This window comes from Bradyrhizobium sp. 199, assembly GCF_023073355.1.
In the GTDB taxonomy this organism is placed as follows: domain Bacteria; phylum Pseudomonadota; class Alphaproteobacteria; order Rhizobiales; family Xanthobacteraceae; genus Bradyrhizobium.
Window position 1 is genome coordinate 620,584 of the sequence record NZ_JADPJI010000008.1, and the last position, 24,459, is coordinate 645,042.

The window sequence follows — 24,459 nt, forward strand, 5'->3', positions numbered from 1 at the left end:
CCCCTCCCCGATCTGGCGATGTTATATTATAACATCGCGGCGTCCTTGGATTGGCGTCCCGGTGTGGGGTGGCGTTTTCAGATGAAGTGGTTCCGGTCGAATATCAGGCACGGCGCCCGGCTCGCGTTGCTCGCGATGCTGGTGCAGTTCGCGCTGACGTTCGGCCACAGCCACTGGTTCGCCCAGGCCGCCCCCCTTGCTCAATCCTCGCTGCAGCAGACTGACAGCAACCCAGGTCTCGCTGCGAGCGACCGCGCGGCTGTCGAGAGGCAATCGCCATTGGCTCCCGACCGGGAGCACCCGGGCGAGGACAATTGCGCCATCTGCGCATTGGTCGCGATGGCCGGCACCATCATGTTCGCGGCGCCGGCTGTGTTGTTGCTGCCACAGGCGATCGACCTGCTCTATCGCACCACCGATGCCGAATTCATCCATCTGAAATCGCCCGGCACGGCGTTCCAGCCGCGCGCCCCTCCTGCCTCCTGACTTCCAACTCTTGATCACGCCCAGGCTTGCCGCGCGTCGGCGTATGCCCGGGAGAAGTTGAAGTCGAATTCCGTCGCGCCGCGACGGCAGGCCGCCTCCATCAGCATACACCATGCGGACGGCCTGGCTGGAATCAGGATCATGTCATTTCAATTGCGACGCGCGCAGCGTCTTGGCGGAGCAAGCCTGCTTCTGCTCGGCGCCGCCGCCACGCCCGCTTTCGCCCAAACGCCTGCGCAAGATAAATCGTCGACCGAGATCCCCGCCGTCACCGTGACGGCGCCGAGCCCCATCGTGCGCAGAGCGGTGGTGCCATCCCGCAACCCGGGCCGTGGCACGCGGACCGCGCGGGTGCGCAGCCGCGAGCGAACGGCGGAAGCAACGCCGGCAGCCCCCGTACCTGCCGCGCCGCAGCAGGGCGTGCTGCCCGTCGTCACCAACCAGTTCGCGACGGTCACCGTGGTGCCGAACGATGAGATCCGCCGCGAGGGCGGCGGTCAGCTCGGCGATCTCCTGTTCTCCAAGCCCGGCATCACCGGCTCGAGCTTCGCGCCGGGTGCCTCCAGCCGGCCGATCATCCGCGGGCTCGACGTCAACCGCGTCGGCATCGTCGAGAACGGCACCAATTCCGGCGGCGCCTCCGACCTCGGCGAGGATCATTTCGTCCCGATCGATCCACTTGCCACCAACCAGATCGAAGTGGTGCGCGGGCCGGCAGCGCTTCGCTATGGCTCGACTTCGATCGGCGGCGTCGTCAGCGCCACCAACAACCGGATTCCGGATGCGATGCCGAGTTGCGCGCCGTCGTTCCAGGCCTACGGCATGCCGACCAAAGCCCCGCTCGCGAGCGCCGCGACCTCGCCCTGCGTCACCGCCGAGACCCGCACCGCCTTCAGCTCGGTCGATCGCGGCGTCGAAAGCGGCGTGCTGCTCGACACCGGCGGCGGCAATTTTGCCTTCCATGCCGATGCCTATGGCCGCACGACCTCGGACTACAGCATTCCGAGCTATCCGTATCTGAACGATCAATCGCGCCCCGTGAACGGCCGCCAGCCGAACTCGGCGACGCGTTCGGACGGTGCCTCGATCGGCGGCTCCTACTTCTTCCAGGGCGGCTATATCGGCGCGTCGATCACGCAGAACGACTCGCTTTACCACATCCCCGGCATCGACGGCGCCGACCACCGCACGCGGATCGACGGCCACCAGACGAAGATCAACGTCAAGGGCGAGTACCATCCCGACGCTGCTGCGATCGACACGGTCCGCTTCTGGGCCGGCGCGACCGATTACCGGCACAACGAGATCGGCCTTGCCGATCCCGCCGATCTCAACAGTGACGGCATCCGCCAGACCTTCACCAACAAGGAGCAGGAGATCCGCACCGAGGTGCAGCTGATGCCGTTCAACGCGCGCTTCGCCGAAGTGACGACGGCGCTCGGCTTCCAGGTCGGCCATCAGGAATTGAGCGCGCCGAGCCCGGACAATCCCGGCACGTTGTTCAACGGGCTGTGGGACCCCAACAACAGCACGCGGGTTGCCGGTTACGCCTTCAACGAGTTCAAGTTCACGGACGCAACGCGGGCGCAGATCGCCGGCCGCATCGAGCATGTCGAGCTGCACGGCACGACGCCGGACTTCCCGGCCGATTACCTGCCCGACGGCACGCCGCAGGCGGCGACCTCGCGCAATCCGTCGTTCACGCCGAAGAGCGGCAGCATCGGCCTGCTGCAGGATCTGCCGGGCGGCATGGTCGGCAGCATCACCGCGCAATATGTCGAGCGCGCGCCGAAGGCGGCCGAGTTGTTCTCGCGTGGCGGACATGACGCGACTGCGACGTTCGACATCGGCAATCCGAACCTGACCATCGAGACCGCGAAGTCGGTCGAGCTTGGCGTGCGCCGGGCGACGGGGCCGTTCCGATTCGAGGCGACGGTCTACTACACGCATTTCGACAATTTCATCTACCGTCGCCTCACCGGCGTGTCCTGCGACGACGACTTTGCGTCCTGCGGCACGCCGGGCGCCGAGCTGAACCAGGCGGTCTACTCGCAGCGCAACGCCAACTTCCGCGGCGGCGAATTCCAGTCGCAGCTCGACGTCGGAGCCTTCCAGGGCGGCGTCTGGGGCATCGAGAACCAGTTCGACTTCGTCCGCGCCACCTTCAGCGACGGCACCAACGTGCCGCGGATTCCGCCCATGCGGATGGGCGGCGGCGTGTTCTGGCGCGACGACAACTGGCTGATGCGCGTCAACCTGCTGCACGCATTCGCGCAAAACAACGTCGCCGTGATCGCGGAGACGCCGACGGCGGGCTACAATCTCTTGAAGGCCGAGGTCAGCTACAAGACCAAGCTCGACCGCAACTGGTTCGGCGCGCGCGAGATGATGGCCGGCATCGTCGGCAACAATCTCCTCAACGAGAACATCCGCAACTCGGTGTCCTACACCAAGGACGAAGTGTTGATGCCCGGCATCGGCGTGCGGGCGTTTGCGAACTTCAAGTTCTGAGGGTGAGTCGGTCGGGGCCTGCGGCCCGGACCTACCATGTCATTGCGAGGAGCGTTTGCGACGAAGCAATCCAGACGGTCACTGCGGCAAGATTCTGGATTGCTTCGCTTCCGCCGTCGCTCTTCGAGCTATGGCGGACAAGCCGCTCGCAATGACGGCGTATGAGGCGGCGCTCTCGTACTCTTCATGCAGAGTCGTAGCTAATTTCTCGCCTTGCTCCAGTCGGGGCCCACCGGGCCCGACACGCCCTCGAAGGCGCCGTCGACGAGCTCGAACACCAGGATGCGGGCGGCATCGACCGGGCCCGGCATGGTGACGCGGCCCTTGGGGACCGGCTTGAAGCCGACACGGCTGTAATAGGGCTCGTCGCCGACCAGCAGCACCAGATGGTGGCCTTTCGCCTTCGCGTCCTTGAGCGCGCGTTCCATCAACAGACGGCCGACACCGCGGCCGCGAAACGGCGGCTCGACCGTGAGCGGCCCGAGCAGCAGGGCCGGCGTCTCGCCGACCAGCACCGGCAATTGCCTGACCGAGCCGACCAGCAGCGTGCCGACACGGGCGGTGAAAGACAATTCGAGCAGATGGTCGACGTGCTCGCGAATCCGGTAGGCGCTGAGCACGAAGCGGCCGGGACCGAAGGTGCGTTCATGCAGCCGCTCGATCGACTGGGCGTCGCCTGCGGCCTCGGGAAGGATGGTCAGTGAGAGATCGGTCATGTCAATTCGCGGGATAGCACCTGAACGCAGCGCGGTCCATCGGGCAGCGAAGGCGTTCAGCTCCTTTTCAAGGTCGGTTGGGACAGATAGGCGAGCATCTTCATTTCCCGCCGCCCTCGAGTCACGGTGTCGAGCACGAGTCCCGACGACAGCGCGAGCAGGGCCATGATCATCAGTCCCATCGACAGCACCGCGGTGGGCAGGCGCGGCACGAGGCCGGTCTCGATGAAGGTGATCACGATCGGGATCGCGAGGATCACCGAGGCCAGCGCCAGCAGGATTCCGATCACCGTGAAGAAGCGCAACGGCCGCTCCGAACGATAGAGCTTCAGCATGGTGCCAAGGATGCGAAACCCGTCGCGCCAGGTGTTGAGCTTCGAGAATGAGCCTTCGGGACGCGCGTAATAGGGGGTCTCGATCTCGGCAACCGGCAGTGACAATTCCAGCGCATAGACCGCGAGCTCGGTCTCGATCTCGAAGCCGTCGGAGAGGACCGGGAAGGATTTGACGAAGCGGCGTGAGAACACCCGGTAGCCGGACAGGATGTCCTTGAACGTGTGACCGAAGGTCGATGCCAGGAAACCGGTCAGCATACGATTGCCGGTGCGGTGGCCGAGCCGGTAGGCGGCCTGGACCTGATCGACGCGAAGGCCGACCACCATGTCCAGATGATCATCGAGCAGCCTGTCGATCATGCGCGGCGCGCTCGGCGCATCGTAGGTGGCATCGCCGTCGACCAGCACGTAGACGTCGGCTTCCACGTCGGCGAACATGCGACGCACGACGTGGCCCTTGCCCTGCCGCCGCTCGCTGCGCACGGTCGCGCCCGCCTCGCGCGCGACCGCCGCGGTACGGTCACGCGAATTGTTGTCGTAGACATAGATCTCGGCCGACGGGAGCGCCTTGCGGAAATCGGTAACGACGGTCGCGATCGCCGCTTCCTCATTGTAACAGGGCACCAGCACCGCGATGCGAGGTTGCGTTGAGGTCATCGCGACGGCACTCCGAGGCTTGCCGGCTCACGCGTGAGCGGCGCGGCCTGCCGGGCCTGCTCCGGCTGCATCAGCCAGGCGAACGAGACGCTCCACAGCGAGAGCATCGCGATCGGCACGATGTAATAGGGCGTGAAGATCGGGTGGCTCAGGAAGAACACGAGGTTGACGACGAGATTGCCGGTGACGACAAGCGCCACCTGCCGCGCGCTCCCCTCGCCCACCCGCAACAGCCGGACCGTAGAGCCGATCGCCAGCACAATCAGCACGAACTGCATGTCGTGCAGATACTGGCCGAGCACGGCGGGATCGAAGGCCGGCGCGACCACGTCGGCGCTGCCATAGGTGGTGGCCAGCGGACTGCCGGCGTTGACGGCCTGCGCCATCAATGTCGGCGTCACGCCGACGAGCGCACCAACACCGAAGGCGAGGCCCTGTAGGAAGTCCGCGAGCGTCCGTGACCGCAGGAACGCGATCGCCAGGAACAAGCAATAACCAGCCATCAGCAGCGCGTTCGGCAACCTGCAACTGACGGACGCACCGAGCAGCAGGCCAATCAGCGCGATCAGCAGCACGCTGCGTTTGCGCCTCGTCAGCCACAGCGCGGTCAGAAATCCCGCGACAGCGCACAGCGCCATGCTCGGCGCGATCGAATAGCTCGCCTTCGCCGGATTGATCATGAGATAGATCGCCAGCGCGCCGAACAGGCCCGCGCCCACGGTCGATGGCAGCGTGCGCGCCATGAAGATGCCTGCTAGCGCGAGGCCGCAGACGATCAGGCTGGCGGCAATGTAAAGCGATACCACCTGATGGCCTTCCGTAAACAGCGCCAGCAGGAAGCCGGTGCCCGGCGGATATTGTATGACGAGCTTGCCGCCCGGCATGGGAGTGTGGCACGGCCAACGAGCCGGGTCGCTCCACTCGGCGTACGAAATTTCCCTCCACTTGCCTTTGGCATAATCATCGTAATCGAGCGCGGCATTGGTGTTGAGCCCACCGATGCCGAGGCGCTGGAACAGATGCGCCTGCCGGAGATAGCAGATGTCGTCATAGACGCCGCGCGCCTCGTTCCAGCGCGACATCGTGGCGATGTTGCTGGCGAGGATCGCGAGGCAAATCAGACCGAAGGCGAATTTGGCGATCTTCATCCGGTGTCCGTGGCGGCCCTTTCGGGCTGCTTACTAAAGCGCGATGCGGTTTGGATGAATCGCCATCGCACTTTAGGTGTTGTTTAAGCATGATCTTTCGGAAAACCGCTGCGCACTTTTCCGGATCATGCTTTAGCACAGGCCGCCCTCAGCGCCACGTCGCAATCAGGGGCCGGCCGTCGAGTACTTCCGCGATCCGCAGCCGCGTACCGCGCGTGGTGCCTTCCGGAAGCCGCGTGGTCGCGAAGAACCCGCATTCGACGATCTCGCGGTTGGGCTCGGGCAGGCGCTCCTGCCTGAACTGCCTGACCACATAGACCGCGACGTGGTCGCGCCGGGAGACGTGGCTGTTAAGGAAGATGCCGTGCAGCGAGGCAGCTCCGGTGAGGTCGATATTGCCCTCCTCCTTGAGCTCGCGCCGCATCGCCTGCTCCATGGTCTCGCCATGGTCGACGCCGCCGCCGGGCAGGTACCAGCCGCTGACGTAGCTGTGCCTGACCAGAAACACGCGGTTCTCGGCGTCCAGCACCACGGCGCGGACGCCGAGTGTCATGCCGCGGACGAGGAGGAAGTAGGCGTGGAAGAATCGCCGCAGCAGCGGCTCGAATTTCCTGCGAACGCTATTCAGACGATCTTCCATCAGGCTTCCTCAAAGCCGCTGTCCGGGCCCGCTTGCACGTTGCCTGCGACCTTGCCATTACAGTGGAGCAATAGCGAGGCAATCGCGCCATGGCCCCTTTCACGCTCGCCCATCTGTCCGACCCACATCTGCCGCCCTTGCCGAAGCCGCGGCCGATCGAGCTCGCGGGCAAGCGCGTGCTCGGCTATGTCAACTGGACGCGCAACCGCCACAAGTACCAGCGCCGCGAAGTGCTCGACGCGCTGGTCGCCGACATGAAGGCACAGGCGCCCGACCACATCGCAGTGACGGGCGATCTCGTCAACCTGGCGCTGGAAGCGGAGTTCGCTCCTGCCCGCGCCTGGCTCGACAGCGTCGGCCCGCCCGACCGGGTCACTACGATTCCCGGCAATCACGACGCCTACGTCCGCGCCACCTCGCATCGCTTCGGCGAGACGTTTGGCCCCTATCTTGCGGGCGATGACGGCAGCATCGGTTTTCCCTCGGTGCGCCGGCGCGGGCCGCTCGCGCTGATCAGCCTGTCGACAGCGGTGCCGACCCCGCCGCTGATGGCGACGGGCACGCTCGGGCGCGATCAGCTCGCCTCGCTCGCAGCAGTGCTCGAACGGCTCGCGACTGAAGACGTCTTCCGCGTACTGCTGGTGCATCATCCCCTGAAGTCCGACGCGCGGCAGAAACGGATGACAGATTCGGCCGCGCTGCTGGCGCTGCTCAAGCGCCACGGCGTCGAGTTGATCCTGCACGGGCACGACCACATCCATTCGACGATGTGGTTCGATGGCCCGAACGGCAACATTCCCGCGCTCGGCGTGCCCTCGGCCTCCGCGCTCGCGCACGGGCGCTACCCCGCGGCGGCGTATAATCTGTTCACGATCGAGAAGCACAATGCCGGCTGGCGCTGTGAGCAGACGGTGCGGAGCCTGGGAGCCGGATTTCAGATCGGGCAGATCAAGCATGTGAGCTTGATCTAAAGCGCGATGCGATTAGGATGAATCGCCATCGCGCTTCAGGTTGTTGTTTAAGCATGATCTTTTCGGAAATCCGCTGCGCACTTTTCCGGATCATGCTTTAGACCCGCTGTCATTCGGGGCATGCGAAGCATGAACCCGGAATCCATCGCGCCGCAGTACGTGCTGATGAAGGGATTCCGGACTCGCGCTTCGCGCGTCCCGGAATGACAGCCGAGCAAGCCTCACCAGCTCCGCAGGGCCGCAAGCACGGCGACCCCGAACAAGGCGGCGGCACCGAGGACGAAGCCGAACACGAACGGCCACACGCGCGAGCGTCGCCGCGGCGGCGCGATCACGGCCTTCGGTTCAGGCGCGACCACCATCGCGTGCTCGCGCTCGACCATGCGGCGCGCGACATAGTCGGTGACGGCTTCGACGATCACGGCGGTGTCGTGCGATTCGGCCAGCACGATGCGGCCGAAGCGGGTGTCCTGGACGAAGCGGTACATCCGCTTGTCGCGCCCCATTACGATGTGGGCGACGACGTCGATCCACAGCCTCGGCGTATCGCCCTGGCTGATGCCGCGGTCGAACAGGTCGACCTTATCAGGCACCTGCGCGAACAGCGGATCGAGTGCGTCGTTGAGGATCTCGAGCCGCGCCACCTCGGCGTCCCTGAGATCGACCACGACGCCGGTCCGGTCGGCGGCCTCGATCCGCGCGCGCAGCAGCGCATCGCGCAGCCGCACCGGGCGCGGCTGGCCGGGATGGATCCCGCTGGTTTCGGGCTCTGACATTGTCGGCCTTGTCCTCGACTATCCGCCATTAACCTATCAGCAACCAAACCCTCCGCAAAGGCCTACAATTCCAGATACTTACGGCGCCCACAGCCGTTTGACCTGTGCCAAAAACAGACGATCCCACCCAGGCAGAGCCTGGATGGGACCATCCGTCCTTGGACGTCTTCTTAATTCAGGGCGTCAGGCCGAGACCCGTGACGGCTCTTCCACGATCGAGAAGCGGACGCCGGCCTTGTGACGGTTCTCTTCCGAGACCGTGCGCCAGGCATCCTCGGCCTCCTTGCGGGTCTTGAACGGACCCTGCACCTGGGCCGAGCCTTCCACGAGCTTGTGGAAATTCATCGAACCGAACTCGCCGCCGATCACCCAGAAATTGCTGCCTTTGGTCATTGTCAGTCTCCTGTTTCGGTGCGTGCTGCGTTAGCCGAACTGGTTCATCGTATTGTGGGCTCCGCCCGCCTTCAGGGCAGCTTCGCCCGCGAAGTACTCCTTGTGGTCGTCACCGATGTCGGAGCCGGCCATGTTCTGATGCTTGGCGCAGGCGATGCCCTGACGGATCTCGGCGCGCTGCACGTTCTTGACGTAGCCGAGCATGCCCTGCTCGCCGAAATATTCCTTCGCCAGATTGTCGGTCGAGAGCGCCGCCGTGTGATAGGTCGGCAACGTGATCAGGTGATGGAAGATGCCGGCACGCTTGGCTGAATCGGCCTGGAAGGTGCGGATGCGCTCGTCGGCTTCCTGCGCCAGCGGCGTATCGTCGTATTCCGGCTTCATCAGTTCGGCACGGTTGTACTGGCTGACGTCCTTGCCCGCCTCCTTCATCGCGTCGTAGACCTGCCAACGGAAGTTAAGCGTCCAGTTGAAGGAGGGCGAGTTGTTGTAGGCAAGCTTGGCGTTCGGGACCACCTTGCGGATCCGGTCGACCATCTTGGCGATCTGCTCGATATGCGGCTTCTCGGTCTCGATCCAGAGCAGGTCGGCGCCGTTCTGCAGCGAGGTGATGCAGTCCAGCACGCAGCGGTCTTCGCCGGTGCCCGGGCGGAACTGGTAGAGGTTGGAGGGCAGCCGCTTCGGACGCATCATCTTGCCGTTGCGGCTGATGATGACGTCGCCGTTACGGGCGTTCTCCGCCGTCACTTCGTCGCAATCGAGGAAGCTGTTGTACTGGTCGCCGAGGTCGCCGGGCTTGTGGCTGACCGCGATCTGCTGCGTCAGGCCGGCGCCGAGCGAATCGGTGCGGGTCACGACGACGCCGTCTTCGACCCCGAGCTCGAGGAAGGCGTGGCGGCAGGCGCGGATCTTGGCGAGGAAGACGTCGTGCGGCACGGTGACCTTGCCGTCCTGGTGGCCGCACTGCTTCTCGTCCGAGACCTGATTCTCGATCTGGAGCGCGCAGGCGCCCGCCTCGATCATCTTCTTGGCGAGCAGATAAGTCGCCTCGGCGTTGCCGAAGCCGGCGTCGATGTCGGCGATGACAGGCACCACGTGGGTCTGGAAGTTGTCGATCTTCGCGATCAGCTCCTTCTCACGGGTCTTGTCGCCTTCCTTGCGCGCCTTGTCGAGCAGACGGAAGATGTCGTTGAGCTCACGCGAGTCCGCCTGACGCAGGAAGGTGTAGAGCTCCTCGATCAGCGCCGGCACCGAGGTCTTCTCGTGCATCGACTGGTCGGGCAGCGGGCCGAACTCGGAGCGCAGCGCGGCGATCATCCAGCCCGAAAGGTACAGATAGGTGCGATCGGTCCTGCCGCCGAAGTGCTTCTTGACCGAGATCAGCTTCTGCTGGGCGATGAAGCCATGCCAGCAGCCCAGCGACTGGGTGTACTTGGTCGGGTCGTTGTCATAGGCAGCCATGTCGGCCCGCATCAGCGCCGCGGTGTAGCGGGCGACGTCGAGACCGGTCCTGAAGCGGTTCTGCAGGCGCATGCGTGCGACGGCCTCAGCCGACACGCCGTTCCAGGTCGGCTGGGTCTCAAGGAGCGCCTGGGCGGCCTTGACCTCGTCCTGATACGAACCCGGGCCCTGAAGGGTGCTGATGCCGCGCGGCTGGTAGTTCATGTGCCAAATCCTTTTCGCCAAACGATGGACGGGCCATCGACAATCTTGACAGTGCATTGCGATATGCGTGTCAGGAGATAAACGCGAAAACAGAAACTTCGTATAGATGGCTTGTTTGAGATTGGTGATGTCATGTAATACTAGGACATGTCTTATTGTTATGTTGTAAATCTTGTAAATTATAGGTCAGTTAAACTGTCCTTTTGAGCGCGCGGAGATCTGAGCATGCCCTCGAATTCCGGCAAGAAACTCTTCGTGGGCCCGCGGTTCCGGAGGATTCGGCAGCAATTGGGCCTGTCGCAGACCCAGATCGCCGAGGGGCTCGGAATCTCGCCGAGCTACGTCAACCTGATAGAGCGCAACCAGCGGCCGGTGACGGCGCAGATCCTGCTGCGGCTGGCGGAGACCTACGACCTCGATTTGCGCGACCTTGCCACTGCCGACGAGGACCGGTTCTTCGCCGAGCTCAACGAGATCTTCTCCGATCCGCTGTTTCGCCAGATCGACGTTCCCAAGCAGGAGCTGCGCGATCTCGCCGAACTCTGCCCCGGCGTCACCCATGCGCTGCAGCGGCTCTACGCCGCCTATACCGAGGCCCGCCAAGGCGAGACGCTGGCGGCGGCCCAAATGGCCGACCGCGACGTCGGCACGCGCTTCGAGGCCAATCCGGTCGAGCGCGTGCGCGAGCTGATCGAGGCCAACCGCAATTTTTTTCCGGAGCTCGATCAGGCCGCGGAAAATCTTCGCGACGAGTTGAACGTCCCGGCCGAGGGACTCTATGCAGCGCTCGCGGCGCGGCTGCGTGAAAAACATTCGATCCAGACCCGCATCATGCCTGTCGACGTGATGCGTGAGACGCTCCGGCGGTTCGACCGCCATCGCCGCCAGCTGCTGATCTCCGAGCTGGTCGATCCGCCCGGCCGCGCCTTCCAGCTCGCCTTCCAACTTGGCTTGGGTGAATGCGCGCAAGCCCTGGAAACCATCATCGGCCGTGCGGGACCGCTCGACGACACACCGCGCCGCCTGTTCCGCATCACGCTCGGCAACTACTTTGCGGCTGCCGTGATGATGCCCTACCCAGCGTTCCTGGCGGCTGCCGAAGCGCTCAATTACGACATCCATCTGCTGGCGCAGCGCTTCAATTCCGGCTTCGAGCAGGTCTGTCACCGGCTCACCACCCTGCAGCGGCCGAACGCGCGCGGCATCCCGTTCTTCCTCTTGCGCGTCGACAATGCCGGCAACGTCTCGAAGCGGTTTTCGTCGGGCACGTTCCCGTTCTCGAAATTCGGCGGCACCTGTCCCTTGTGGAACGTGCACTCGACCTTCAACACGCCGGATCGCCTGCTCAAGCAGGTAATCGAGCTGCCCGACGGCACGCGCTATTTCTCGATCGCGCAGATGGTGCGCCGCCCGGTCGCGCCGCACCCGCTGCCGCAGCCGCGCTTCGCCATCGGACTCGGCTGCGAGATCCGGCACGCCGCGCGCCTGACCTATGCCGCCGGCATGGACCTCGAGAAAACCGAGGGCACGCCGATCGGCGTCAATTGCCGCCTCTGCGAGCGCGAAAACTGCGCCCAGCGCGCCGAGCCACCGATCACGCGCACGCTGATCCTGGACGAGACGACGCGGCGGGTGTCGAGCTTCGCGTTCTCGAATGCGCGGGAGCTGTGAGGCGGCAATCATTTGCCAGCACGCTTGCGGTGCAGAGAGCATGAGTGATGGCCGGCACAGTTGTTCCCTGTTGCCTGATACATGGTTGCGTCCAGGCCGGCTGCATCGGGCAGCCGCAAGGGGAATACGGACATGAAGACCGTCACACTTTTGATCTGCTCCGCTCTGGTCGCCGTCGCGTCACTCGGCGGCTCTGCCCAACTCACACACGCCGCCGCCGGGAGTCTCGATTGGCTGGGCAATGACAATTACGTGCGCTGTCTGAAATATGTCAGCGCGCTGTCCCGTGGCGACGCCGCGGCCTATGACCGCGGGCGCAGGGCCTGCAATCGCCAATACTATCCCGGCCATCCGGGCTATGACTACTGAGCCGGTCAAGGCTGTGACCGAGGCCGCGCGACCCGCGGCCTCTTCGCAGGAGCGCTTCTCCGCCCGCGGAGGCAAGCCTCGTGGTTAACCTCGCCCTAATCCGCGCGCGCGATCTGCAACCAACGATTAAGCACGCCTCAACATCGGTGCCTTAGTCTTGCCCCACTCACTTTTCGCAAAGGCAGGTGACCTATTCTGCCGGCCGAAGTGACATCAGGGGGTTCATCATGCGCATTGCGTTGCTGCTGACGGCGACCATCCTCGGCGCGCTCTTCGCCAGTCCATCCCATGCCGGATCGCTCGATGCCGGCGCGGCGCAGTCGCTACCGCCGGGCTTCCAGAGCTACCGCGGCTACATGTTCGACCTGTCGGAGAATTCCGACCGCAAGGACGTCGAGAAGCTCACCGACAATCTGAAGCAGCAGATCGATCTCGTCGAAGGCGCCGGCCTCTCGCCACGCGTGCTGCGCTTCTTCCATACCGTGCCGATCGTCGCGAGCGAGCTCGCCTGCCTCGACGAAGGTGCCGCAACCGCATGCTACGGCCGGGTTACGCCGGAGATTCAGCGCACCGCGCCGCGGACGCTCACGGTGTGGGACCCGAACAAGCAGCGCTGGACCAATCCGAACGCGGTCGACCTCGCGGTCGATTCCGGGCTCGGCGTGATCATGCTGCGCCCGGACATGATGCGCTACGAGAAGGAGGCCGTGCTGCTGCACGAGCTGCTGCACGCCTATCACGCCCGACTGCTGCCCGACGGCTATGCCAACAAGGGCGTGATCGCCTACTACGCCCTTGCCAAGTCCAAGGATCTTCTTCCCAAGGACTCCTATGCGATGAAGAATCCGATGGAGTTCTTTGCCGTGACCGCCAGCATATTCCTGGCCGGAAAGAGCGAATTCCACGATCCGAAGTCGCGCGAGACGCTCAAGGAGAAGATGCCGGACTATTACAAATATCTGGTCGGCGTGTTCGGCTTCGACCCCGAGCCGGCTGCGGCCAACGGCCCGGTTGCCTCACTGAAGTGAGGCGGACGTAAACCTGCTTTAAGCCGAACCGGCCAAAGAGCCGCGCGAAATGCGCGGCTTTTTTTGTTTTGCAGTCTGGAAGCTGCGGATGACGCCCCGGCGGGAATTGCCAAGGCAGGGCCCGATCTGCATAGTCCCGCCGCATCGATACCGTTTTTCGAAGAGGATAGAACAACATGGCGGACACCGACCTGGATGTCGTGATCCGGCAACTGGCCAGACAGCTGCATACGGGCCTGATGACCCGCGCCAAGGAGCGGCGGGATCGCTTCAACGGCCTTGCGGCCAAGGCCAGAGGCAAGGAGACCGCCGGCCGCTTCAAGATGATGGCCAAAGCCACCATGGAGCAGGCCACCGCCGCCGCCAAGCGCCTCCAGATGTCCGCTGACAACGTCGCCGACAGCTACGCGCGGTCCATGCGGATTGCCGCCAGCACGCCCGTTGCGGTGAAGGTGGAAAAGAAGGCGAAGGAAAAGCCGGAGAAGAAGGCGGCGAAGGCAAAGAAGACCAACGCCAAGAAGGCGAAGTAGTCGCGGCGTTCTTCGTTCTCCCCTTCCGGAAGAAGGTGGCGCGAAGCACCGGATGAGGGTCTCTATCCCCGACGACAGTATCCGCAGGTGGGCAAAGCCCAGCGTGCCCACCACTTCTGTCGCCGTATTGGATAGATTCCAAGCTCGCGGAGAGATACCCCGTTTCGCCGCTAGTCTAGCGGCGAGCCCCTCGCTCACAAGATGAGCGGGAAACAGGGCCGAAGCGACACGAGAATCTCATTGTCTCGGCGCGGCGATCCGGGTCGGCTCGGCGCTCGCGAGCTCGGCGAGCTTTGCGCGCGCCGCCTCGCGCGCGCGGCCGTCCTTGCCCGCGGGCAGCGCCAGCGCCGCCTCGAAATCGGCGCGCGCGTCGTCGGCTTGGCCGCGGGCGAGGAGCGCCAGGCCACGGTCGAGGCGGACCACGGCATCCCTGGGATCGAGGCGGATCGCCGTGTTGTAACTCAGGATGGCGCGATCGAGATCACCGGTGGCGGCGAGCGCGAGACCACGCTGGTGATAGGGCGCAGCGACTTTGGGATCATGGGCGATCGCCTCGTCATAGTCGGCGATGGCGAGCGCGAGGTCGCCGTTCCGACGACGCGCGAGCGCGCGCTCGCGATAGAGCGAGGCGCGGTTGGGATTGAGGTGAATGGCCTCGTCGAAATCTGCTATCGCCCGCTTGAAGTCGCCATGGCGCAGCGCGATTCGTCCGCGCCCCTCATAGGCAAAGGCGATCAGCGAGCCGCGCAGCGGCGAGAAGCCGATCACGGCCGAGCAGATGTCGGGATCGTCCTCGTCACCGCAATTGACGACCATGTGTGTGGACAGGCCGACAAGGACGCATATGACGATCAGCAATGGTAAGGCAGTTCTGGTCATCTTCGACGGTGGCCGGCATTGGGCCGGCCACGCATCCCCTTTCGAAGAATTGGTCTCGCCGGGGTGTTAGCACCGGCTCCGGCGATCCAATGTGCGCCAGGTCACAAAGCCGGAGGCAAAATCCAGCCGGCTTCGCGTCAGCCCCAAGGGCCACGTGAAGGACCAGGTGAAGGGCCGCGTGAAGACGAGCGGCCCCACGGGCCCCGAGGCGGATAGTTCTCGTTGGCTCCGACCGACGGGGCCGCCTGCGTGCCGAGCTCAGCCGCGAGCTCGCGCAGCGCGGCGATGCGGTTCTGTGTCGAAGGATGGGTGGCGAACAGATTGTCCACACCGTGGCCCGACAACGGATTGATGATGAACATGTGCGCGGTCGCGGGATTTCGCTCGGCCCCATAATTCGGCACCTGATGCGCGGCGCCCTCGATCTTCACCAGCGCGGAGGCCAGCCACATCGGTTGTCCCGCGATACGCGCACCGAGATTGTCCGCGGCATATTCACGGGTACGGCTGATCGCCATCTGCACCAGCATGGCGCCCAGCGGCGCGAGGATCATCAGCAGGATCGAGCCGACGATGCCCGGACCGTTGTTGTTGTCGCGATTGCCGCCGAAGAACATGCCGAACTGCGCCAGCATCGAGATCGCGCCCGCGATGGTCGCAGTGATGGTCATCAACAGCGTGTCGTGATGCTTGATATGCGCGAGCTCATGCGCGATCACGCCGGCGAGCTCCTCGCGGCTGAGTTGGTTCATCAGGCCCGTCGTGACCGCGACTGCGGCATTTTCCGGGTTTCGTCCGGTCGCGAATGCGTTGGGCTGCGGCTCATCCATCAGGAACACCCGCGGCATCGGCAAGCCCGCGCGGCCCGCAAGCTCGGCGACGAGTCCGACCAGTTCCGGTGCGCTTCTGCGATCGACTTCATGGGCGCCGTACATCGAGAGCACCATGCGGTCGGAGTTCCAGTAGGTGAATAGATTGGTCGCAGCGGCAATGACCAGCGCGATCATGGCGCCGGAAGCACCACCGATCAGATAGCCGACGCCCATGAACAGGGCGGTGAGGCCTGCGAGCAGCATTGCGGTACGAAAATAGTTCATGGCCGTCTCCTGGGCCGGCCGCGGCAGGCTGGAAGCGCCAGCAGGCCGGCAGACATGAGGTAGGAATGACCCCCGCCCGCGTGCAAGGTTTCAAGGTGCGTCGCGGAGCCGCGGCACTGGCTTGCGCACCATACTTCCATTAAACTTCGGCCAGAATCCAAGCGTCCCCTCCCCGCCGGAAACTCCATGCTCAAGACCCGATTTGCGATCGCGGCCATCGCTTTGGTTGTGCTATCCGCTCCCGCCTCCGCCCAGCTCCAGCCGCCGCCCGCCAGGCCCGCTGCCCCCAAGGCGATCGCGCCCTCGCCGCGCGCGGCCTCGTGCCATAATGGCGCGAGCTTCGATCGCTTCCTGGCCGACGTGAAGGGCCAGGCGGTCGCGGCCGGCGTGTCGCAGCGGACGATCATGGAGGCCTCGCCCTATCTCCTCTACGACCAGGGCATCGTCAACCGGGACCGCGGCCAGCGCGTGTTCGGCCAGCTCTTCACCGAATTCGCCGGCCGTATGGCCGCGCCCTATCGGATGCAGAACGGCCAGCAGCACATCAAGCAATACGCTGCCGCATTCGCGCGCGCCGAGAAGGAATATGGCGTGCCGCCGGCCGTGATCGCCGCGTTCTGGGGGTTGGAGAGCGATTTCGGCGCCAACATGGGCAATCTGCCGACGCTGAAATCGCTGGTGTCGCTCGCCTACGACTGCCGACGCTCCGAGATGTTCGTGGGCGAGACCATCGCGGCGCTCAAGATCATCGACCGCGGCGATTTGCATCCCGACGAGATGATCGGCTCCTGGGCCGGCGAGCTCGGGCAGACGCAATTCCTGCCTGTACATTACGTCAACTACGCCGTCGACTATGACGGCGACGGGCGACGCGACCTTTTGCGCTCGCCGGCCGACGTGATCGGCTCGACCGCGAACTACATCGCCAATGGCTTGAAATGGCGGCGCGGCGAGCCGTGGCTGGAAGAGATCAAGGTGCCGCCAAACCTGCCCTGGGATAAGACCGATCTCACGGTGCGCGAGCCGCGCGCGACATGGGCGCAACTCGGGATCACCTATCCCGACGGCCGTCCCTTGCCGAACGACAATCTCGCGGCATCCGTGCTGCTGCCGATGGGGCGCTTTGGGCCGGCCTTCATGGCCTATCCGAATTTCGCGGCCTACACCGAGTGGAATAACTCGCTGATCTATTCGACCACCGCGGGCTATCTCGCCTCGCGCATTGCGGGTGCCGCGCCAATGCGCAAGCCGGCGGCGCCGGTGGCGCAATTGCCATTCAACGAGTTGAAAGAATTGCAACAGCTGCTGGTGCGCGCCGGCTTCAATGTCGGCAAGGTCGACGGCGTGCTGGGGCAGCAGAGCCGCGCGGCCGTCAAGGCGATGCAGATCAAGTTCGGCCTGCCGGCAGATTCCTGGCCGACCGCGGAGCTGCTGGCGCGCATGCGCGGCGGCACGGCACAGGCGCAGCCCCAGGCGACGGCAAGGTAGAATTTTCGCACCGCACAAGCCGCTCCCCGCAATTGTATTTTTCCATGAGGCTCCCATGTGAGTGGCTCAGGTTTTCTCCTGAGATTTCCCATTTACAAGCGAGCATCACATGTCCTTCTACGACGCAGCAGTCCCCGCCTATTTGCAAATGCTGAACAGCGTGACCGGGCTGCTCACCAAAGCCGAAGCGCATTGCGCGGCCAAGAAGATCGAACCCGGCGTCCTGCTCGGCTCGCGCCTGTTTCCGGACATGCTGCCGCTGTCGAAGCAGGTCCAGCTTGTCAGTGATTTCGCCGCCAAGGGATGTGCCCGGCTGACCCATAGCGAAGTGCCCTCGACATCAGACACCGAGACCAGCTTTGCGGAATTGAAGCAGCGGCTGGCAAAGACGATCGACTACGTGAAGTCGTTCAAGCCCGCGCAATTCGAGGGTGCCGATACCAAAGACGTCACCTTCCCGGCCGGCCCGGATAAGTCCATCACCATGAAGGGCCAGCAATTCCTGAGCGCGTTCTCGCTGCCGAACTTCTATTTCCACGCCGCGACCGCCCACGGCATTTTGCGCCACAACGGCGTCGAGATCGGCAAGCGCGATTTCATGGGCGCGAACTGATTTGCAAAATTGCGTGGCCGTTTAGCGGAGTTCTCCTGCCGCGGCCGAAATTGCACATGAATTATGCTACGCGGCCGTGCCGCGTAGCTCGCCTGCAGTTTGCGTATGGCTCAGCTCTTGCGCCTGATGTCGCGATGCACAAGTGTTCCAGACCTCTCATCGCTGGAAACATTGCCAATGAGCCGTCCAACCAAATTGTTCGAGACCTATAAGCTTGGTCCGATCACGCTTGCGAACCGTTTCGTGATGGCGCCGCTGACGCGCAATCGCGCTTCGCCCGGCACGTTCGTGCCCAGCCCACTCGCCGCCGACTATTACGGCCAGCGCGCCTCCGCAGGGCTTCTTATCACCGAAGCGAGCCAGGTCTCGCAGCAAGGGCAAGGCTACCAGGACACCCCCGGCATCTACAGCAAGGAGCAGGTCGCTGGCTGGCGCAAGATCACCGACCGCGTGCATGAGCGTGGCGGCAAGATCTTCATCCAGCTCTGGCATGTCGGCCGTATCTCGCATGTCGATCTGCAGGCCGGTGGCGCAGCCCCGGTGGCGCCGAGCGCGATCCGCGCCAAGGGCAAGACCTTCGTGAATGGCGGCTTTGCCGATGTCTCCGAGCCACGTGCGCTCGAGCTTTCCGAGATTCCAGGAATCATCGACGACTTCAAACGCGCGACGAAGAATGCCCTCGAGGCCGGCTTCGACGGCGTCGAGATCCACGGCGCCAACGGCTACCTGCTCGAGCAGTTCGCCAAGGACGGCGCCAACAAGCGCACGGATGCCTATGGCGGCTCGATCGAGAACCGCGCGCGGCTGATGCTGGAAGTCTCCAAAGCCGTCGCGGCCGAGGCCGGCGCCGAGCGCACCGGCATCCGCATCTCGCCGGTGACGCCGGCCAACGACATCTCGGATTCCAATCCGCAGGCCCTCTACGACCACATCGTCGACGGCCTCAGCGCGCTCAAGCTGGTCTATCTCCACGTTGTCGAAGGCGCCACCGGCGGGCCGCGCGACATCGCCCCGTTCGACTACGCGTCCTTGCGCAAGGGCTTCACCGGCGCCTACATCGCCAACAACGGCTACGATTTCGATCTTGCGACCAAGGTCCTGGACGCGAACGCAGCCGATCTCATCGCCTTCGGCAAGCCCTTCATCTCCAACCCCGACCTCGTCGAGCGGCTGAAGCAGGGCGCAGCGCTGAACGAGTGGGACAAGACCACGTTCTACGGCGGCGGCGCGAAGGGCTACACGGACTATCCGACGCTGGAGACGGCTGAGGCGGCGGAGTAAGGGGTCGTGGTCGCTCCATCTCCGTCATTGCGAGGAGCAACGCGACGAAGCAATCCAGACTACCTCCGGGGAAAGACTCTGGATTGCTTCGCTTCGCTCGCATGACGGTGTGGCAACAGAATCCGCGACACAAAAGAAAAAAGGCCGGGATCGCTCCCGGCCTTTCGTTTTTTGATGTCGCTCTACGCGCCGCTTACTTCGCTTCTGCGCGCTTGGGCGGGGTGGCCGGCCACGACTTGATCAGGGTGTCATAGTCGACCGTCTCGCCCTTCGGCTTCTCGTTAGCAAGCTTGCGCTGGGGCGCGATGGTGCCGTCCTTCTCGGCCTTCGCGAACCAGTACTCCGGCTTCTCCTTCTTGTGCAGCTTCGGACCGCAGGCGCCCTGCACGTTGGACTTCTCCAGGCGCTCCATGACGGAGTCCTGAGCCGCCGCAAGGGCGTCCATCGCGGCTTGCGGCGTCTTCGCACCGGACGACGCATCGCCGATGTTCTGCCACCACAGCTGCGCGAGCTTCGGATAGTCGGGCACGTTGTTGCCGGTCGGGGTCCACTGCACGCGCGCGGGCGAGCGGTAGAACTCGATCAGGCCGCCGAGCTTCGGCGCGCGCTCGGTGAACGACTTGTCCCAGATGTCGGATTCACGGATGAAGGTGAGACCGACATGGCTCTTCTTCAGGCTCACCGACTTGGAGATGATGAACTGGAGATAGAGCCAGGCCGCCTTGCGGCGATCCGCCGGGGTCGACTTAAGCAGCGTCACGGAGCCGGCGTCCTGATAGCCGAGCTTCATGCCTTCCTTCCAGTACGCACCGTGCGGCGAGGGCGCCATACGCCATTTCGGCGTACCGTCCGCGTTCATCACGGCGATGCCCGGCTTCACCATGTCGGCGGTGAAGGCGGTGTACCAGAACATCTGCTGGGCGATGTTGCCCTGCGCCGGCACCGGACCTGCCTCGGAGAACGTCATGCCCTGGGCCTGCGGCGGTGCGTACTTCTTCAGCCAGTCGAGGTATTTGGTGATCGAGTAGACCGCAGCCGGACCGTTGGTGTCGCCACCACGTTCCACCGAGGAGCCGACCGGGCGGCAGCCTTCCATGCGGATGCCCCACTCGTCGACCGGCAGACCGTTCGGAATGCCCTTGTCACCGTTGCCGGCCATCGAGAGCCAGGCGTCGGTGAAACGCCATCCGAGCGAGGGGTCCTTCTTGCCATAGTCCATATGGCCGTAGACCTTGACGCCGTTGATCTCCTTGATGTCGTTGGTGAAGAACTCGGCAATGTCCTCATAGGCGGACCAGTTCACGGGCACGCCGAGCTCGTAGCCATACTTGGCCTTGAACTTGGCCTTGTAGTCGGCGTTGGTGAACCAGTCGTAGCGGAACCAATAGAGGTTCGCGAACTGCTGGTCGGGCAGCTGATAGAGCTTGCCGTCGGGACCGGTCGTGAACGACTTGCCGATGAAGTCGTTGACGTCGAGCATGGGATCGGTGACGTCCTTGCCCTCGCCGGTCATGTAGTCCGACAGTACGACTGTCTGGCCGTAGCGGAAGTGGGTGCCGATCAGGTCGGAGTCGTTGATCCAGCCGTCATAGACGTTCTTGCCGGACTGCATCTGGGTCTGCAACTTCTCGACGACGTCACCTTCCTGGATGAGGTCGTGCTTGAGCTTGATGCCGGTGAGCTCGGAGAACGCCTTGGCCAGCGTCTGCGCCTCATACTCGTGAGTCGTGATGGTCTCGGAGACGACGTTGATCTCCATGCCCTTGAACGGCTCGGCCGCCTTGGCGAACCACTCCAGCTCCTTCTTCTGGTCTTCCTTCGACAGCGTCGAGGGCGTGAATTCCGCGATCCACTTCTGGATCACGGCGTCGTCGGCGGCGCGCACCGGCGCCGTGACAGCGAGCGACACCGCAATAATGGCGGCGGCGCTCGACATGGTCAGAAAACTGCTCTTGGTCAATGGACCTTTCCTTCTCCTAAACTGTCGCATGTTGTTCCTCCGTTGCAGCGACAAAATATTATACAGATCCGGATTGCCCCCGGATCTGGCCGTCCCTTCGCGAGCTCAGACCGTGCGAAATATGAGCACAGCCGTCACCAGCGAAATTGCACTTGCGAGCCACAGGCGCGAGATTTCAACGCCGTCCTCGCCGATCGGCAGCGTAGCGATCGCGTCGGTGCCGAGGAAACCGATCCAGAGAAGGTGGATGACCGCCGCCGTGATCAGCGAAATGAACAGGCGGTCGCCACGCGTGGTCGGGATGCGGAGCACGCCGACGCGCTCGGCTTCGGGATAGACCGCCGCAAGCCACGTCATCACGGCAAGCGTGGAGGCGAGCGCGACGAAGAAGATTGCCGTCGGCGGGGTCCAGGCCATCCATGCGATGGGTTCCATTGATGCCTCCTTACACGCGACCGAGCGCAAAACCGCTCGCGATGTAGTTGCGGACAAACCAGATCACGAGCGCGCCCGGGATGATTGTGAGCACGCCGGCGGCTGCCAAGAGGCCCCAGTCCATGCCCGATGCCGACACCGTGCGCGTCATGATCGCGGCGATCGGCTTGGCCGACACCGAAGTCAGCGTGCGCGCGAGCAGGAGTTCGACCCACGAAAACATGAAGCAGAAGAAGGCGGCGACGCCGATGCCGCTCGCGATCAAGGGCACCAGGATCTTGATGAAGAAGCGCGGAAATGAATAGCCGTCGAGAAAGGCGGTCTCGTCGATCTCGCGCGGCACGCCGGAGACGAAGCCTTCGAGGATCCACACCGCCAGCGGAACGTTGAAGATGCAATGCGCGAGCGCAACCGCCCAAGGCGTATCAAACAGGCCGATCGCCGAATAGAGGTTGAAGAACGGCAGCGCATAGACCGCGGCCGGCGCCATGCGGTTCGACAACAGCCAGAAGAACAGATGCTTGTCGCCGAGGAAGCGGTAGCGCGAGAACGCGTAGGCCGCGGGCAGCGCCACCGAAATCGAGATGATGGTGTTGAGAACGACGTATTCCAGCGAGTTGATGTAGCCGGAATACCAGCTCTCGTCAGTGAAGATGCGCTTGTAGTGCTGGAGCGTCGGCGTGTGCGGCCACAGCGTCATCGTCGAGACGATCTCGGCGTTGGTCTTGAAGCTCATGTTGACGAGCCAGTAGATCGGCAGCAGCAGGAAGATCAGAAACAGCCCCATGATGAGGCGGCGGCCGGGGATCGAGTGCATCACGCGGCTCCTTCCTGGGGCTTCCGCTCGGCGCCCGCATTGGTCATGACGGTATAGAAGATCCAGCAGACGATCAGGATGATGAGATTGTAGACCAGCGACAGCGCCGCGGCCTTGCCGAGGTCGAACTGGCCGAGCGCGATCTTGACGAGCTCGATCGACACGAAGGTCGTGGAGTTGCCGGGTCCGCCACCGGTGACGACGAACGGCTCGGTGTAGATCATGAAGCTGTCCATGAAGCGCAGCAGCACCGCGATCAAGAGCACGCGGTTCATCTTCGGCAGCTGGATCGCCTTGAACACGGCCCAGCGCGAGGCGCCATCGATCTGGGCGGCCTGGTAATAGGCTTCGGGAATCGACTTCAGGCCGGCATAGCACAGCAGCGCAACGAGGCTGGTCCAGTGCCAGACGTCCATCACGATGACGGTGACCCAGGCATCGATCTCGTTGGACACGTAATTGTAGTCGATGCCCATGGCGTTCAGCACATAGCCGAGCAGGCCGATGTCGGGCCGTCCGAAGATCTGCCAGATCGTGCCGACCACGTTCCACGGAATCAGCAGCGGCAGCGCGAGGATGACGAGGCAGGCCGCCACCGTCCAGCCCTGGCGCGGCATCGACAAAGCGACGAGGATGCCGAGCGGCACCTCGATCGCGAGGATCACCAGGGAGAAGAACAGATTACGGCCGAGCGAGGCGAGGAAGCGGCCGCCGAGATCGGTCGAGGGATCGAGCAATTCCTTGAACCAGCCGACCCCGTTCCAGAAGAACTGATTGTTGCCGAAGGTGTCCTGCATCGAATAGTTCACCACCGTCATCAGCGGCAGCACGGCCGAGAAGGCAACGACCAGAAACACCGGCAGCACCAGGAACCAGGCTTTTTGGTTGACGATCTTGTCCATCAGGCGGCTCCCTCCACCAGAAGGCTGTCGGCATAGACGTGGACATGCGACGGATCGAATTTCAGCCCGGCCGTCCCGTCCACGCTGGCGAATCCCGCGGGCGCCCGCACCGCGAGCTTGGCATCACCGAGACGCGTCCGCGCGAAACGGATGCGGCCGAGATCGTCGATGCGCTCGATCTTCGCGGTGAGCAGACCAGGCGCAGGCGCGACGGCCTCGACGAATTCGGGACGGACGCCGATCTCGATCTTCGCGCCCGAAGGCAGGTTGCCGTAAGCGCGGTCAAGCGCGATGACGTGGCCGCCGACGTGGGCCTCACGGCCCCTCACCTCGGCCGGAATGATGTTCATGCCGGGCGAGCCGATGAAATAGCCGACGAAGGTGTGCGCCGGCTTGTCGAACAGCTCGGCCGGAGTGCCGCTTTGCACCACGCGGCCGTCGTGCATGACGACTACGGTGTCGGCGAAGGTCAGCGCCTCGGTCTGGTCGTGGGTGACGTAGATCATCGTGAGATCGAGCTCACGATGCAGCGCCTTCAGCTTGGAGCGGAGCTGCCATTTCAGCTCGGGATCAATCACCGTCAGCGGCTCGTCGAACAGCACGGCGGCGACGTCGGAACGGACGAGACCGCGGCCGAGCGAGATCTTCTGCTTGGCGTCGGCCGTGAGGCGCGTCGCCTTGCGGTTCAGATAGGGTTCGAGATCGAGCAGGCGGCCGATCTCGGCAACACGCTTGTCGACCTCGGATTTCGCGACGCCGCGGTTCTTCAGCGGAAACGCCAAATTCTGCCCCACTGTCATGGTGTCGTAAATCACCGGAAACTGAAACACCTGGGCGATGTTGCGCTTCTGGGTTGACAGCGGTGTGATGTCCTTGCCGTCGAACAAGATTTTGCCCCGCGACGGCGTGATGATGCCGGAGATGACGTTAAGCAGCGTAGTCTTGCCGCAGCCGGACGGGCCGAGCAACGCGTAGGCGCCGCCCTGCCGCCAGGTCATGGTGACAGGCTTCAGCGCAAAGCTCTCCTCCGGCGCATCATTGCCGCCGTAGGAATGGGCGAGATCGACGAGGTCAATGCGGGCCATATCGCA

24 protein-coding genes are annotated in these 24,459 nt (G+C 64.0%); 10 read left to right on the top strand and 14 right to left on the bottom strand.

What is annotated here, in order from left to right; all coding sequences use genetic code 11:
* The first annotated feature begins 81 nt into the window (after nucleotides 1-81).
* Together IVB28_RS25385 and IVB28_RS25390 are read left to right on the top strand one after the other, a co-directional pair.
* Nucleotides 82-486 carry a DUF2946 domain-containing protein gene (locus tag IVB28_RS25385; protein WP_247529809.1) on the top strand — a complete coding sequence of 135 codons (405 nt, stop codon included), beginning with the start codon at nucleotides 82-84 and terminating at the stop codon, nucleotides 484-486.
* A 141-nt stretch (nucleotides 487-627) separates the two neighbouring features.
* Entirely contained in the window at nucleotides 628-2,997 is a 2,370-nt protein-coding gene (locus IVB28_RS25390) for a TonB-dependent receptor (RefSeq protein ID WP_247529810.1), read from the top strand.
* 200 nt (nucleotides 2,998-3,197) lie between these two features.
* Here IVB28_RS25390 and IVB28_RS25395 read toward each other — a convergent pair whose 3' ends face one another.
* The 4 genes from IVB28_RS25395 to IVB28_RS25410 form a co-directional block, all read right to left on the bottom strand.
* Nucleotides 3,198-3,713 (bottom strand): N-acetyltransferase, encoded by a 516-nt coding sequence (locus IVB28_RS25395; RefSeq protein ID WP_247529812.1) that lies wholly within the window; start codon nucleotides 3,711-3,713, stop codon nucleotides 3,198-3,200.
* Between the two features lie 56 nt (nucleotides 3,714-3,769).
* Nucleotides 3,770-4,705: a glycosyltransferase family 2 protein gene (locus IVB28_RS25400; protein ID WP_247529814.1), complete on the bottom strand. Its 936-nt coding sequence runs from the start codon at nucleotides 4,703-4,705 to the stop codon at nucleotides 3,770-3,772.
* A complete protein-coding gene (locus tag IVB28_RS25405) occupies nucleotides 4,702-5,853 on the bottom strand; it encodes a hypothetical protein (RefSeq protein WP_247529815.1) in 1,152 nt (383 codons plus the stop codon). The genes IVB28_RS25400 and IVB28_RS25405 overlap by 4 nt, the downstream gene beginning before the upstream one ends.
* Nucleotides 5,854-6,001: 148 nt before the next feature.
* The gene (locus IVB28_RS25410) at nucleotides 6,002-6,493 is read right to left on the bottom strand and encodes an NUDIX domain-containing protein (RefSeq protein ID WP_247529816.1); all 492 of its coding nucleotides are present in this window, start codon (nucleotides 6,491-6,493) and stop codon (nucleotides 6,002-6,004) included.
* Nucleotides 6,494-6,582: 89 nt separating this feature from the next.
* Here IVB28_RS25410 and IVB28_RS25415 point away from each other — a divergent pair, with 89 nt between their 5' ends.
* Nucleotides 6,583-7,464 (top strand): metallophosphoesterase, encoded by an 882-nt coding sequence (locus tag IVB28_RS25415; protein ID WP_247529817.1) that lies wholly within the window; start codon nucleotides 6,583-6,585, stop codon nucleotides 7,462-7,464.
* 221 nt (nucleotides 7,465-7,685) lie between these two features.
* On the opposite strand, the gene IVB28_RS25420 is transcribed toward IVB28_RS25415, so the two are convergent.
* The 3 genes from IVB28_RS25420 to IVB28_RS25430 all read right to left on the bottom strand — a co-directional run bounded on the left by IVB28_RS25420 (nucleotide 7,686) and on the right by IVB28_RS25430 (nucleotide 10,298).
* On the bottom strand, nucleotides 7,686-8,240 hold the full coding sequence (locus IVB28_RS25420; protein WP_247529818.1) for a hypothetical protein: 555 nt from the start codon (nucleotides 8,238-8,240) through the stop codon (nucleotides 7,686-7,688).
* A 183-nt stretch (nucleotides 8,241-8,423) separates the two neighbouring features.
* The gene (locus IVB28_RS25425) at nucleotides 8,424-8,633 is read right to left on the bottom strand and encodes a hypothetical protein (RefSeq protein WP_018323282.1); all 210 of its coding nucleotides are present in this window, start codon (nucleotides 8,631-8,633) and stop codon (nucleotides 8,424-8,426) included.
* 30 nt (nucleotides 8,634-8,663) lie between these two features.
* Entirely contained in the window at nucleotides 8,664-10,298 is a 1,635-nt protein-coding gene (locus tag IVB28_RS25430; RefSeq protein ID WP_247529819.1) for an isocitrate lyase, read from the bottom strand.
* Between the two features lie 225 nt (nucleotides 10,299-10,523).
* On the opposite strand from IVB28_RS25430, the gene IVB28_RS25435 reads away from it, so the two are divergent.
* The 4 genes from IVB28_RS25435 to IVB28_RS25450 all read left to right on the top strand — a co-directional run bounded on the left by IVB28_RS25435 (nucleotide 10,524) and on the right by IVB28_RS25450 (nucleotide 13,896).
* Nucleotides 10,524-11,969 carry a short-chain fatty acyl-CoA regulator family protein gene (locus tag IVB28_RS25435; protein WP_247529820.1) on the top strand — a complete coding sequence of 482 codons (1,446 nt, stop codon included), beginning with the start codon at nucleotides 10,524-10,526 and terminating at the stop codon, nucleotides 11,967-11,969.
* Between the two features lie 132 nt (nucleotides 11,970-12,101).
* On the top strand, nucleotides 12,102-12,338 hold the full coding sequence (locus IVB28_RS25440; protein ID WP_247529821.1) for a hypothetical protein: 237 nt from the start codon (nucleotides 12,102-12,104) through the stop codon (nucleotides 12,336-12,338).
* Nucleotides 12,339-12,565: 227 nt separating this feature from the next.
* A complete protein-coding gene (locus tag IVB28_RS25445) occupies nucleotides 12,566-13,366 on the top strand; it encodes a hypothetical protein (RefSeq protein ID WP_247529822.1) in 801 nt (266 codons plus the stop codon).
* A gap of 176 nt (nucleotides 13,367-13,542) precedes the next feature.
* The gene (locus tag IVB28_RS25450; protein WP_247529825.1) at nucleotides 13,543-13,896 is read left to right on the top strand and encodes a hypothetical protein; all 354 of its coding nucleotides are present in this window, start codon (nucleotides 13,543-13,545) and stop codon (nucleotides 13,894-13,896) included.
* A gap of 237 nt (nucleotides 13,897-14,133) precedes the next feature.
* On the opposite strand, the gene IVB28_RS25455 is transcribed toward IVB28_RS25450, so the two are convergent.
* Both IVB28_RS25455 and htpX read right to left on the bottom strand, forming a co-directional pair.
* A complete protein-coding gene (locus IVB28_RS25455; protein WP_247529828.1) occupies nucleotides 14,134-14,775 on the bottom strand; it encodes a tetratricopeptide repeat protein in 642 nt (213 codons plus the stop codon).
* Nucleotides 14,776-14,912: 137 nt separating this feature from the next.
* Nucleotides 14,913-15,872 carry a zinc metalloprotease HtpX gene (gene htpX / locus IVB28_RS25460; RefSeq protein WP_247529830.1) on the bottom strand — a complete coding sequence of 320 codons (960 nt, stop codon included), beginning with the start codon at nucleotides 15,870-15,872 and terminating at the stop codon, nucleotides 14,913-14,915.
* Between the two features lie 186 nt (nucleotides 15,873-16,058).
* On the opposite strand from htpX, the gene IVB28_RS25465 reads away from it, so the two are divergent.
* The 3 genes from IVB28_RS25465 to IVB28_RS25475 all read left to right on the top strand — a co-directional run bounded on the left by IVB28_RS25465 (nucleotide 16,059) and on the right by IVB28_RS25475 (nucleotide 19,254).
* Nucleotides 16,059-17,360, top strand: coding sequence for a lytic murein transglycosylase (locus IVB28_RS25465; RefSeq protein WP_247529832.1), 1,302 nt, complete (start codon nucleotides 16,059-16,061; stop codon nucleotides 17,358-17,360).
* Nucleotides 17,361-17,469: 109 nt separating this feature from the next.
* Nucleotides 17,470-17,973, top strand: a complete 504-nt coding sequence (locus tag IVB28_RS25470) for a DUF1993 domain-containing protein (RefSeq protein ID WP_247529833.1) — start codon at nucleotides 17,470-17,472, stop codon at nucleotides 17,971-17,973.
* A gap of 177 nt (nucleotides 17,974-18,150) precedes the next feature.
* Entirely contained in the window at nucleotides 18,151-19,254 is a 1,104-nt protein-coding gene (locus tag IVB28_RS25475; RefSeq protein WP_247529834.1) for an alkene reductase, read from the top strand.
* A 193-nt stretch (nucleotides 19,255-19,447) separates the two neighbouring features.
* Here the strand turns inward: IVB28_RS25475 and IVB28_RS25480 are convergent, their stop codons facing one another.
* The 5 genes from IVB28_RS25480 to IVB28_RS25500 all read right to left on the bottom strand — a co-directional run bounded on the left by IVB28_RS25480 (nucleotide 19,448) and on the right by IVB28_RS25500 (nucleotide 24,453).
* Entirely contained in the window at nucleotides 19,448-21,190 is a 1,743-nt protein-coding gene (locus IVB28_RS25480; protein WP_247530168.1) for an ABC transporter substrate-binding protein, read from the bottom strand.
* Between the two features lie 129 nt (nucleotides 21,191-21,319).
* Nucleotides 21,320-21,649 carry a DUF2160 domain-containing protein gene (locus tag IVB28_RS25485; protein WP_247529835.1) on the bottom strand — a complete coding sequence of 110 codons (330 nt, stop codon included), beginning with the start codon at nucleotides 21,647-21,649 and terminating at the stop codon, nucleotides 21,320-21,322.
* Between the two features lie 10 nt (nucleotides 21,650-21,659).
* On the bottom strand, nucleotides 21,660-22,466 hold the full coding sequence (locus IVB28_RS25490; protein WP_194406557.1) for a carbohydrate ABC transporter permease: 807 nt from the start codon (nucleotides 22,464-22,466) through the stop codon (nucleotides 21,660-21,662).
* A complete protein-coding gene (locus IVB28_RS25495; protein WP_247529837.1) occupies nucleotides 22,466-23,368 on the bottom strand; it encodes a sugar ABC transporter permease in 903 nt (300 codons plus the stop codon). The genes IVB28_RS25490 and IVB28_RS25495 overlap by 1 nt, the downstream gene beginning before the upstream one ends.
* Nucleotides 23,368-24,453 carry an ABC transporter ATP-binding protein gene (locus IVB28_RS25500; protein WP_247529839.1) on the bottom strand — a complete coding sequence of 362 codons (1,086 nt, stop codon included), beginning with the start codon at nucleotides 24,451-24,453 and terminating at the stop codon, nucleotides 23,368-23,370. Before IVB28_RS25500 ends, IVB28_RS25495 begins: the two co-directional genes overlap by 1 nt.
* Between the last annotated feature and the right edge of the window lie 6 nt (nucleotides 24,454-24,459).